Source organism: Nostoc sp., from assembly GCF_036917315.1.
GTDB lineage: Bacteria > Cyanobacteriota > Cyanobacteriia > Cyanobacteriales > Nostocaceae > Nostoc.
The window spans coordinates 31300-42982 of sequence record NZ_JBALDR010000002.1 but is presented as its reverse complement, the minus strand read 5'-3'; the positions used below and the strand labels follow the sequence as shown (position 1 = coordinate 42982).

Genomic DNA, 11683 nt, shown 5'->3' with positions numbered 1-11683 from the left:
GAGGATTAATAAGAATTTTGATAAGTAAATATAATTAAGTAGCGATCGCTGTTCCTAAAGAACTGGTAAATGGGTTCGGGTTAACACGGAGAAAAATCTCCGCGTCTTTGTGTCACTCCAAATCCATCAATTTTGGATCGGCAGACTATTCGTGGCTAGTCGCCATTGCCACACCTGCTAAATAACCGGTTGTCCAAGCACTTTGGAAGTTAAACCCACCGGTAACGCCATCAATATCTAAGATTTCTCCAGCAAAATAAAGACCAGGAACTAACCGACTTTCCATCGTCTTGAAGTTGACTTCTTTGAGCTTGACACCGCCACAGGTAACAAATTCTTCTTTGAAGGCTCCTTTACCGTTGATTAAGTATTGTCCCTGAGTAAGTTCTTGCACCAGTTGATTTAAGGTTTTACTAGATATTTCTGCCCAACGGTCTTCTGTGGTAACGCCTGCACGAGCAATGATATATTGCCAGAGACGATGGGGTAGATCGACGCCGCGATGCAATGCGATCGCTTTCTTTCCCCATTCATCCTTAACTGCTAAAACTTTTTCTCGCACTTGTTCTTGGTGCAAATTAGGCAACCAATTAATCAATAATGTGGCTTGATAGCTGCTTTCGTGCAGAACTCTCGCACCCCAAGCAGAAAGCTTCAAAACAGCCGGGCCACTCAAACCCCAGTGGGTAATTAGTAATGGCCCAGTTTGTTGTAATTGGGATTTTCCGCCCGCAGATAAGCGCAATTGAGCAGGGTTAACGCTAACTCCCGCCAATTCCCGCAACTTTTGATCGAGAATGTTGAAGGTAAATAACGAGGGTACTGGCGGTTCAATTTGATGACCTAACTCTCGGACAATTTTATAACCCGCAAGGCTGCTACCGGTCGCCAAAAGTAGGCGATCGCATTTAATTATCTCTCCCGACTTCAGAAAAATATCAAACCCCCCGTCTGCTGCGGTTTGTTTCACCGAAGTTACATGCGTACCGATGCGGAGTTTTACCCCAGATTTCGCCACCGCTTTAATTAGACATTCCACAATGGTTTCTGAAGTATTGGTGACAGGAAACATCCGGCCATCAGCTTCCGTTTTCAGATAGACTCCACCAGCAGCAAACCAAGCTACTGTATCTTGAGGCCCAAACCGAGTCAAAGCACCCCGCAAAGCTTTTGCACCTCTGGGGTAATTTTGCACTAACTCCTCCGGTTCAAAGCAAGCGTGAGTCACGTTGCAGCGTCCGCCACCAGAAATTAGCACTTTCGCTAGGGGTTGACGACTAGCTTCGAGTAAAGTAACTTGGGCATCAGGATTGGCTTTAGCACAAGCGATCGCGCCAAAAAATCCTGCTGCCCCACCCCCAATAACTACAATTTGTAACGGTAACAATTTCAAAAATGTCTCTTTTACAGCACCTACTTTCTAGGCTAGCTGTTATTTTCACTCTTCATCAGGTTCAAAGTCGGCTTTTGTCGCACCGCAAGTTGGACATGACCAATCTTCTGGGATATCTTCAAAGGCTGTTCCCGGTGCTATGTCGCTATCTGGATCGCCTTCTGCTGGGTCATATATATAGCCACAAACAGTACATTTATACTTTGCCATGTTCCTTTCCCCTCGTAAATTGTTGGCATTGCTTCCCTATTAAATACTTTTGGCAATCAGTTGACAAATGACAAATGACAAATGACAAATGACTAAAAACGCCACCATGTCCTTTGGGCGTAACTGATAATTCCGATCGCGATCGCCCCAAGTAGGAGTAGCCAAATAATTCCACCTGGGATAAAAGTGAGAATACCAATACCTCTCAGTACCCAGACGGCAACGCTAATGCCGAGAAGTGTACCAAAAATCTGGATTAATCTACGATTTAAAGAAGATTGATTCACTTAATTTTCCTCTCAACTCAACAGACATTACACTTGATATTGATAATTAAAATATGAAGTTACGATGAAGTTATAGGTTCATCAGAAATAACACGTAAAAACGAGAGATACTATCCAAACTTTAGGGTAAGGTACTTGATGTTAAATCGTGTTTGTGCCATTCTAGCTGTTAACAACACAATTTTTCATCTACAAGTATTACTTTGACAAAACTCACTGAAGTATTAATTATGTTAATTGTGATAAGAAACACAGTTTTTACAGTAAAGTAACTGAAATGATGAGCAAAAAATCATCCTTTCCGGAAAAGATAAGTATTAAACTGGAACTAATTTAATAATGGGTTGGATCTAAATCAAGTTTTATGGCTTGTAGTTTCAACTCTATTTAGGTGGATGAGTTGAGGAGTAACTTAATCATTATGTCTGCGTCTTATATATCAGATTCAATTATTGCAGGTTCAGATATGGCTTGGAGTCAAGACAAGCAAAAGTTGCTGGTACAGGGTGAAATTCTGCTAGAAACGCGATCGCACAAGCTATCGGGTGGCGCAGTGACAGCCTGGATGTATTTGCCGATGGTGCGATCGCACGTTTGGCAGCAATTAACTGATTATCCCCGCTGGGTGCAATATTTTCCTGATATCACCAAGAGTGAGGTAGTACATAAAGGTGAAGTCAAACGTCTGTATCAAGCAGCACAAAAAGCCTTCTTCTTTTTTACGGCTCAAGTGGAAATTTACCTCAATGTTGTAGAAGTACTGGGGCAGCAAATCCAATTTCGCATGGTAAATGGGACTTTTGAGGACTTTAACGCCAATTTAGAACTACAAGATTGTGGTAATGGCACAATACTTGCTTATACTGTGCAAGCGACACCTCTAATTCCGATTCCATCTATTTTTATTCAACAAGCGATGAATTTAGAGTTGCCTGCAAATATGCGTAAAATGCGACAAGTTATGTGTAAGACTCAATAAAAAATTCAGACGTTGTTAATTGGATTTTCACTTTACCTATAAATAATTCAAAAACCCGCTCTCTGTTAGAAAACGGGTTTTTGTGTGTGATTTATCAGGTGTAATTATCCGGTAAATACTTCAACTGGTAAACGGCTAAACGACAACCTTTCATTTTGCACATCTACAAAGATGGTGTTGCCGTCGTTGAATTCGCCGCGCAAGATGGATTTAGCAATTTGAGTTTCTAACTCTCGCTGAATCGCCCGCTTCAGTGGACGCGCCCCATATACTGGGTCATACCCTACTTCTGCTAAAAAGTCAAGGGCAGAATCCGATAGTTTGAGAGATATTTTGCGATCGCTCAATCTTTGCCGCAATCTTTCCACTTGCAATAGCACAATATGCCGCAATTCCTTCTTATCTAAACCGTGGAAGATGATGATTTCATCAATCCGGTTCAGGAACTCTGGACGGAAGCTATTTCGCATTGCTTCCATGACTCGACGGCGCATTTCGTCGTAGTGGCTGTTATCTCCGGCGATATCAAGAATGTACTGCGAACCGATGTTGCTGGTCATGATGATAATAGCGTTTTTGAAGTCCACCTTATGACCTTGGGCATCAGTGACGCGACCATCATCAAGAATTTGCAAGAAGATATTGAAGACATCGGGGTGTGCTTTCTCGATTTCGTCGAAGAGAATCACTGAGTAAGGACGACGGCGAATCGCTTCTGTAAGTTGTCCGCCTTCTTCATAACCCACGTATCCTGGAGGCGCACCAATTAAGCGAGAAACGGCGTGTTTCTCCATGTACTCAGACATATCGATTCGCACCAACGCATCTTCGCTATCGAACATATACGCCGCCAGCGCTTTCGCCAACTCAGTTTTACCCACACCTGTCGGCCCAAGGAAAACAAAGCTAGCGATGGGACGATTAGGATCGGCTAATCCAGCGCGCGATCGCTGAATTGCATCGGCTACAGCTGTGACTGCTTCTTCTTGTCCAACTACGCGGCGGTGCAGTTCATCTTCTAAATGCAACAGTTTTTCTTTCTCAGATTCCACCAACTTACTGATCGGAATTCCCGTCCATTTAGAAATAATTTCGGCAATATCAGCTTCTGTGACTTCTTCTCGTAATAGTGATTTCCCACTTCTTTGAGTGCTTGCCAATTCAGCTTCTACTGCTTCCAATTGACGATGCAAACTGGTTAAATTACCGTATTTCAACTCCGCAGCCCGGTTAAGGTCGTAGTCGCGTTCTGCTTGCTGAATCTCTAAGTTGACCCGTTCAATCTCTTTTTTAACAGACTGAATTTTGTCAATGATATCTTTTTCAGACTGCCATTGAGTATTCAGGGTTTTTTGTTCTTCTTTGAGATCGGCAATTTCTTTTTCCAGTCTTCCTAAACGTTCGCGAGAAGCGGCATCGCTTTCTTTTTGCAGCGAAAGCTTCTCCATTTCCAATTGCAGAATCTTGCGATCGATTTCGTCGAGTTCTTCTGGTTTGGAGGTAATCTCCATTTTTAATCTCGCGGCGGCTTCGTCTACCAAGTCAATTGCCTTATCTGGTAAGAAGCGATCGCTAATATATCGACTCGACAATACGGCTGCGGCAACTAAAGCACTATCAGAAATCTTCACCCCGTGGTGGTTTTCATAGCGTTCTCTCAACCCGCGCAAAATCGAAATACTATCTTCTACACTAGGCTGATCGACATAAACCTGTTGGAACCGTCTTTCTAATGCAGCATCTTTTTCGATGTATTTGCGGTATTCATCCAGGGTTGTCGCCCCAATACAACGCAATTCGCCCCGCGCCAACATCGGTTTTAATAAGTTACCAGCATCCATCGCGCCTTGGGTTGCACCAGCGCCGACAACGGTGTGAATTTCATCAATAAATAAAACAATATTGCCGCCAGATTCAGTAACTTCTTTTAATACTGCTTTCAGGCGTTCTTCAAATTCACCCCGGAATTTTGCCCCTGCAATCAAAGCACCCATATCTAAAGCGATTAGCTTGCGGTCTTTGAGGGATTGAGGTACATCACCTGCAATAATCCGCTGTGCTAATCCTTCAGCGATCGCAGTTTTACCAACACCTGGTTCACCAATTAGCACAGGGTTATTCTTAGTGCGGCGAGAGAGAATTTGCACAGTCCGACGAATTTCATCATCCCGCCCAATCACTGGATCGAGTTGACCTTTACGCGCGGCTTCTGTAAGGTCACGCCCGTATTTTTCCAGTGCTTCGTATTTGCCTTCTGGATTTTGGTCGGTCACTTTTTGACTCCCACGAATTTGTTTAATAATATTTTTTAGCTTGCCTTCGTCTAAACCAAATTCTTGGAATAAACCTTTGCCAAAACGATCATCTTTAGCGTAAGCCAGCAATAAGTGTTCAATTGAAATATATTCGTCTTCAAACTCTTTGCGATATCCGTCTGCTCGATCTAGAAGTGTATCTAAGCTGCGTCCTAAGTATACTGAGGTACTATTACCTGATACTTTCGGCTGACGTTGAAAAAATTGTTCAGTCCGATCGCGCAGTTTTTGGAGGTTAACACCTGCTTTTGTGAGAATCCCAATTGCTAGACCATCTTGTTCTAGCAGCGCTTTCATCAGGTGTTCGCTTTCAATTTGCTGTTGTTGATATTGTTTAACAATATCTGGGGTATGGGCGATCGCTTCCCAGGCTTTTTCTGTAAATTGATTTGGATTAGTTGGTTGCATAGGCTTTTTTGAGGAACGTAAACGCCCAACCATGAGACAATGCTGCCCAGAGTTGTCTGAGTGCCGACTTCCGATCTAATCGCCCGGACGGCAGCTTGTCTTCAGATATCAGAACTTTGGGGGAACACTTTTTGGGCGAAGTGTCCGTCGCATACAGAACAAGAATCAGTTTTGTTCTGATATCGTCATTGTAAAAACATAAAGGCGACTAGCTGGATCGGTCTTTACATCTTTATAGAGTAGTATTACCGCTCTTGGAAAAAAAATTCCTTATTTGTACTTTCTAGGCAGTCGTGAAATGTTTAAGGCAATGAACTAGGCGATCGCCTTAAATGGTGTCAAGCCCATCTTTACTTTCACGCCCATATTGCTATTGCGTAAAACAGTCAAGCGAGACTGTAAGTATAATTAGCTTCATTGACATAACGAGCATAGTTCTCGTCTCACATTCCATTTGCTTACAGCCTCGGAGAGAATCATGTTACTTGATAATTTTCGCCGCCAGTTGCGTCAAGAAGCGCAACTATGGCAGGATGAAGGACTTATTGATGCCGATTTTTACCAAATACTCGCACAAAAGTATCAATTTAATAATCTAGAAACTGCCGCTCGCGATCGCTTCGTTTTTATCTTGATCGCTGTGGGTGCAACATTGTTAGGCTTAGGTGTAATTACTTTTGTAGCTGCCAACTGGCAAGCTTTGAATAGAGAAGCCAAGTTAACGCTACTGTTAAGTTTATTCCTGATAACTAATATTGCTGGTTTTATTTTGTGGAGACAACCTGCAAGCAATAATATTTCCCCAAGAAGCCGAAAACGCCGCCAACAGGTCTTCGGAGAAGGCTTGCTACTTTTAAGTGCGTTGACGATAGGCGCAAATATAGCGCTATTGGCGCAAATGTTCCATATTAGCGGTTCAAGTTACGAACTGTTCTTAATTTGGGGGTTGGCTGTTTTACTAATGGCTTACGGTCTGCGCTTGACTTCCTTGGGGATGCTTGCCCTGATTCTAGTGCTAATCGGGTATTCGATAGGATTATTTGATGGGTATTTTGCACAAAATCAGCTGACATGGGCGCGGCTGGTAATACAACATCTGCCCCTACTCTTAGGTGTAGTGTTTGTACCTTTAGCTTACTGGTGTCGTTCCCGTTGGATTTTCAGAATTGCGGCGATCGCATTTGTTACATCCTGGCAATTTCATCTCCAGTCGCTGCAAGTTCTGACATATAGAGATGCTCCACCTTGGATTGCTATAGCCGCCTTTGCCCTCCCCCCAGCATTATTGTGGAGTTATGATGACTTACTATTTTGGCGAGTTTCTTCCAGGCTATTTCAGCCCTTTGCTAGGACTTTAGCTAGGGTGTTTTTCAGCATCACGTTTTACTACCTGTCTTTCCGTTGGTTATGGTCAGATCCATCTGTTGGTTATTACACTGAATTTCAAAAGAGTCACTTAGCAACTTCTCTACCCTTTATTGATGTGGTAATTTTCACAGTTTTAGCTCTGTGGCAATGGTGGCATTTGCTACGACCAACAAGCAACATGGAACGCCAAGGAATAGATTTCAAGACAATATTTATTGGCAGCTTGATTGTCATAACTGCTTTATTAATCTTCGTTCATCAAGCTATCACTCCGATTCCAGCCATTCCCATATTTGCTTTTAATGTCCTTCTAGCAGTATTAGGGTTTGAACTAATTCGGGAAGCGCTGGAGTTAGGACAACGACGCGCTTTTTGGGGTGGACTAGTATTATTAACACTACAAATTATCAGCCGAACACTAGAATACGACACCGCTTTACTCTTCAAATCTTTAGTTTTTGTTTTGTGCGGTGTCGCTGTAATTTTTGCCGGATTGTGGTTTGAACGTTATTTGTTGTCTTTACCAGTTTTACCAACTTCTGATGAGAATCGGTCATAATACAAAATCTCTGTAAAAAAAGCACTAATTACTTGAACCATATATTCCTTTGCATCTTTGGCGGTTCGTTTAATAAATATCAAGTGCATTTTTATGCAAAATTTGTGTAATAAATTTATGAATTCAAAAAAGCCGATCGTTCAATACTTAAAACTCATTTTTCGGATTATCCCCTATGGAAACTAATCAAGCATTACCTTTGCAAAATGAACCTTCAGAAAAGCCTATAGATGTTTGGCGGTTTGTAGTTCCCCTGCTAATTCAAACAGCGATCATCTTGGCAGTACCAGCCCAATCAGTTTACACACTTGTTACAGGTAAAACAGCTATTTTGCAAACTCTGCCTGTAGATCCTTACGATTTGCTGCGCGGTTACTCTGTGACGCTAAATTATCAAATTTCTCGCATAGATAATTTAAAAAAACTTCCTGGTTGGGGAGATTTGGTGAAGCAAAATCCTGTTACCGACAAACGAGGCGAGCCTTTGGCGCAGGGAACCAACTTGTATATAATTTTGGAAGAGCAAAAATCCTCTGGTGGAATTCCTCAAGCTTGGAAACCTGTGCGCGTAAGTGGACAACTCCCAACTTCCCTAGCTGCAAATCAGATAGCCTTAAAAGGTCAATATAGTGGCTATAATTCGATTACTTATGGCTTAGAAACTTACTACATCCCAGAGGATCAACGGAACGAGATTAACAACGATATCTCTAAAGCCCGATCGATCAAACCAGGACAGCCGCAACCGATAGTAGTGGAAGTGAAAGTGAATGCACAAGGTAAAGCTATACCTATAAATATGTGGGTACGCGATCGCAAATATCATTTTTAATTCTCAGCAGTGCAAGGTGTTGTTAAACTCCATCTACTTTCAAGTCAATGGTACAAAACCATCTCCGTATCTCCTCATTCCCCTGCCCCACACAGAGTTACCATAATTCTAGGTCGCATAGTGGATGCTGAAAATGATTGACCTTTACGACTTTGAAGATGATGACTTTGATTTTGAGGATGAAGATTTCTTGAAAATAAAACCCATCAGCCAAATGACTGAAGGAGAAAAGCTACAGCGATTTAAGCGGTTCTTCGACAGCAGCAGCCGTGCTATGTTGCAAGACTGTCTATTTCGCATCGTCAATTACGAAGATGGTACAGGCACGTTAGAAATTCTTTGCCCTAATGAAGTTGTGAGGCAACGCCTCTCCAAGAAAAAACGCAAAATTACCAACAACATCAATACCTGCTGGAGTCATATTAGATGGTTTTCGCTATGTGTCCAGCAAGATAGTGAGTTGGATTGCCAGAAGTTTACCCGTAATGGCGATTTGGTGACATCTTAATTTGAGTATTGGGGACTGGCGATAAAGAAAGTGTTTTCCCAATACCTAATGACAAATACTTCGGCTCCTTTCGACTTCGCTACCTCGGCTCCGGTTCCATCGAGCGAAGTCGAGATGCTCGGCACAAGTCAAGGCAAGTCGCTCAGTACAAGTGACAAATGACAAATGACTAAAAAACAAAAATTTCCTTACCTAGTTGGTTCTAAATGGACAGCACAGCGAAAAGTTGATGGCTGGCGGCACTTCCAAGTTGTCAATCGTAAAAATCAGGCTAAGTGGGTTTATGCCGAAATGGTTGCTGCTTGCGATCCGAAAGTCCGTTTTTGGATAAATGCAAAATTATTACAAGATAACTCCCAGTGGCAAGCTGGCTGGCAAACATTACAAGAAATCCAGGAAATTGAAACTGAGGTGTCCTAATTACCTTCAATACATAGACTGAAATAAATTAGGACTTACGCACACTCTACGTTTTTCTCTTACTCTTAGCCCACCGGAGTGGGCTAAATTTGTGTAGCCACGAATCCTATTCGCTGGGCTTAGACTTAGAAAATATTTGCAAAATTAATAATATTTTACAAAATCACACTCACTCACTCTCAAGCAGCAATTACATGGTTGTGACTACCAACTGAAAACTGGCAATTTATCTGCGATACCTTCGGTGAGCTACGCTAACGCAAATTCCATTATTATTTCCAGCATTAGGCTGCATATACCTCTCTTTCCCCTTGACCCTGCGCCCTAATGCTTTGAAAACACGTTGGAAAAACATCAGCTAATTCTATGAAAAGCATTCAAAAAAGCAGATTTCAGTTTTTTGTATTTTGTAACTATTTTTATAAAAATAAGTAATAAAATTTTTTTAATGGCTCTTTTAAGAGCTTTTAAAGTCTTTAAGCCTGATAAAAATCCCAATAGTCATAATTAAGCTTTAATTCATCGGATAAGACCGTTTTACAGATTAGGAGCCGCTTTCTTTTCTAGGTAATTTGCCCAATAATGACATCAACAGACCTCACGCATCGCCATCTCAGGAAAGGTGAAGGCAAATGTTTGAGCCACAAGTTTGACAAGAAGCTATAAGAGGGAAACAACAGTGAAACTAGCAGTCTACGGAAAAGGTGGTATCGGTAAATCCACAACTAGCTGTAATATATCCGTCGCCCTAGCTAAACGTGGCAAGAAAGTGCTGCAAATTGGTTGCGACCCAAAACATGACAGCACCTTCACCCTGACTGGGTTTTTGATTCCGACAATTATCGACACCCTTCAAGAAAAGGACTATCACTACGAAGATGTCTGGCCAGAAGATGTAATTTATAAAGGCTACGGTGGTGTTGATTGCGTAGAAGCTGGTGGCCCACCTGCGGGTGCTGGATGTGGTGGCTACGTAGTCGGTGAAACCGTAAAATTACTTAAAGAACTCAACGCCTTTGATGAGTACGATGTAATTCTTTTTGACGTTCTCGGTGACGTAGTTTGTGGTGGTTTTGCAGCACCACTCAACTATGCAGATTACTGCCTGATCGTTACAGACAACGGCTTTGATGCTTTATTTGCTGCCAATCGGATTGCTGCTTCAGTCCGTGAAAAAGCAAGAACTCACCCACTGCGTTTAGCTGGGTTAATTGGCAATCGCACCTCCAAACGCGACTTGATTGAAAAATATATAGAAGCTGTGCCCATGCCAGTTCTAGAGGTTTTACCTTTAATTGAAGATATTCGTGTTTCCCGTGTGAAAGGTAAGACTTTGTTTGAAATGGCAGAGCAAGATCCTTCCCTAGACTACGTTTGCGACTATTATCTCAACATCGCCGACCAAATTCTGGCGCGTCCCGAAGGTGTTGTACCTAACGACACACCAGATCGGGAGTTGTTCTCTTTGTTGTCCGATTTTTATCTAAATCCGGGTAAACCCCAGGTTCCTAATTCAGAAGAGGAACTAGACTTGATGATTGTATAAATCACCAAGTTCTCAGGATGGGGGACAATAACATGGCATTCTTTAACAGCTTTACGGATTCAATAAAGCAAAAGTGGTTGCAATTTTTCCAGAATAATCGAGACTGGATTACCCTCCACATGGAAGTGGAATCGGTGTACACCCCTGATGGCGGGAAGCGACCACCTTCTTACCTCATCCTGGGAGTTCTTAACGCCCTAGAGCCAAAACTAGCGCAGTTAATGCTGCCCTTTGCCAAACTCAATCCTGACGCCGATACCCTAATTGAAGTGCTGGATTTGCATTTTGACCCAGATTTAGCTCTCGGTAATCGCTTCGTCGTCAACCCAGATGTAGAGAAATACGTAGAAGAAGCAGCATCTGTCATTGATGAAAAGCCTGAAGATGAAACATTGACACACGCTCATACAAATGGCTTTGCGGCGGTGGCGGTAGTTGAAGAGTTCACAATAGTGGATTCTGAGGATGAAAGTCTGGGAATCAGCGAGTTGGAAGAAACGGAAAATGGCTTTGGCGATATTTCCTTAACCAACGGACACAACTCAAAAGATGAGTCTCTCGAAATCTCTAGCTTAGAAGCAGATGAGTTTGGGGAAATTGCCTTCGATTCAACAGCTGCAATGGAAGTAAAGCTGGATGAAGACGAAGACGAGGCGCTTGCAGATAGTCCACTAGATGAGAATGCGTTTAAAGACGTGTTATCAGATGTCTGGGGTGATGAAACAGCTTTGCAAAAGGCTGAAGAAAATAACGATTTTTTGGGGGAAGAACTGCCAGCAGGCGTTTTTGATGAATCAGAAATTGCCCGCCTCTTCCCCAACGCTTAATTATTGCCGTTCCTCGCAATTTTAAGTTTTA

Annotated in this window: 11 protein-coding genes; 7 read left to right on the top strand and 4 right to left on the bottom strand. The window is 42.4% G+C overall.

Going from position 1 to position 11683, the window contains the following annotated elements; translation table 11 throughout:
* Positions 1-145 precede the first annotated feature (145 nt).
* The 3 genes from V7K84_RS00715 to V7K84_RS00705 form a co-directional block, all read right to left on the bottom strand.
* On the bottom strand, positions 146-1387 hold the full coding sequence (locus V7K84_RS00715; protein WP_334835956.1) for an NAD(P)/FAD-dependent oxidoreductase: 1242 nt from the start codon (positions 1385-1387) through the stop codon (positions 146-148).
* Between the two features lie 51 nt (positions 1388-1438).
* Complete coding sequence (rd, locus tag V7K84_RS00710; protein WP_094349178.1) at positions 1439-1603, bottom strand: rubredoxin; 165 nt, start codon at positions 1601-1603, stop codon at positions 1439-1441.
* Positions 1604-1695: 92 nt separating this feature from the next.
* Complete coding sequence (locus V7K84_RS00705; RefSeq protein WP_292729343.1) at positions 1696-1890, bottom strand: hypothetical protein; 195 nt, start codon at positions 1888-1890, stop codon at positions 1696-1698.
* A 421-nt stretch (positions 1891-2311) separates the two neighbouring features.
* Here V7K84_RS00705 and V7K84_RS00700 point away from each other — a divergent pair, with 421 nt between their 5' ends.
* On the top strand, positions 2312-2869 hold the full coding sequence (locus tag V7K84_RS00700; protein WP_322667343.1) for an SRPBCC family protein: 558 nt from the start codon (positions 2312-2314) through the stop codon (positions 2867-2869).
* Between the two features lie 104 nt (positions 2870-2973).
* Here the strand turns inward: V7K84_RS00700 and clpB are convergent, their stop codons facing one another.
* Positions 2974-5592 (bottom strand): ATP-dependent chaperone ClpB, encoded by a 2619-nt coding sequence (gene clpB / locus V7K84_RS00695; protein ID WP_334835437.1) that lies wholly within the window; start codon positions 5590-5592, stop codon positions 2974-2976.
* Positions 5593-6070: 478 nt separating this feature from the next.
* Between clpB and V7K84_RS00690 the strand changes: the two genes are divergently transcribed.
* The 6 genes from V7K84_RS00690 (at position 6071) to V7K84_RS00665 (ending at position 11652) form a co-directional block, all read left to right on the top strand.
* Positions 6071-7519: a DUF2157 domain-containing protein gene (locus V7K84_RS00690; protein ID WP_334835435.1), complete on the top strand. Its 1449-nt coding sequence runs from the start codon at positions 6071-6073 to the stop codon at positions 7517-7519.
* A gap of 175 nt (positions 7520-7694) precedes the next feature.
* A complete protein-coding gene (locus V7K84_RS00685; protein ID WP_334835434.1) occupies positions 7695-8351 on the top strand; it encodes a GDYXXLXY domain-containing protein in 657 nt (218 codons plus the stop codon).
* 133 nt (positions 8352-8484) lie between these two features.
* Positions 8485-8859: a hypothetical protein gene (locus V7K84_RS00680; RefSeq protein WP_334835432.1), complete on the top strand. Its 375-nt coding sequence runs from the start codon at positions 8485-8487 to the stop codon at positions 8857-8859.
* A 165-nt stretch (positions 8860-9024) separates the two neighbouring features.
* Complete coding sequence (locus tag V7K84_RS00675) at positions 9025-9279, top strand: TIGR02450 family Trp-rich protein (protein WP_334835429.1); 255 nt, start codon at positions 9025-9027, stop codon at positions 9277-9279.
* Between the two features lie 679 nt (positions 9280-9958).
* Positions 9959-10825, top strand: coding sequence for a ferredoxin:protochlorophyllide reductase (ATP-dependent) iron-sulfur ATP-binding protein (gene bchL, locus V7K84_RS00670; protein WP_012410753.1), 867 nt, complete (start codon positions 9959-9961; stop codon positions 10823-10825).
* Positions 10826-10857: 32 nt separating this feature from the next.
* Entirely contained in the window at positions 10858-11652 is a 795-nt protein-coding gene (locus V7K84_RS00665) for a DUF5331 domain-containing protein (protein WP_334835427.1), read from the top strand.
* Positions 11653-11683 lie beyond the last annotated feature (31 nt).

Excerpts from the sequence above, each read along its gene's own strand:
- V7K84_RS00685 (WP_334835434.1), top strand. The coding sequence starts at position 7,695 with ATGGAAACTAATCAAGCATTACCTTTGCAAAATGAACCTTCAGAAAAG.
- rd (WP_094349178.1), bottom strand. The coding sequence starts at position 1,603 with ATGGCAAAGTATAAATGTACTGTTTGTGGCTATATATATGACCCAGCA.
- V7K84_RS00690 (WP_334835435.1), top strand. The coding sequence starts at position 6,071 with ATGTTACTTGATAATTTTCGCCGCCAGTTGCGTCAAGAAGCGCAACTA.
- V7K84_RS00675 (WP_334835429.1), top strand. The coding sequence starts at position 9,025 with ATGACTAAAAAACAAAAATTTCCTTACCTAGTTGGTTCTAAATGGACA.
- V7K84_RS00680 (WP_334835432.1), top strand. The coding sequence starts at position 8,485 with ATGATTGACCTTTACGACTTTGAAGATGATGACTTTGATTTTGAGGAT.
- clpB (WP_334835437.1), bottom strand. The coding sequence starts at position 5,592 with ATGCAACCAACTAATCCAAATCAATTTACAGAAAAAGCCTGGGAAGCG.
- V7K84_RS00665 (WP_334835427.1), top strand. The coding sequence starts at position 10,858 with ATGGCATTCTTTAACAGCTTTACGGATTCAATAAAGCAAAAGTGGTTG.
- V7K84_RS00700 (WP_322667343.1), top strand. The coding sequence starts at position 2,312 with ATGTCTGCGTCTTATATATCAGATTCAATTATTGCAGGTTCAGATATG.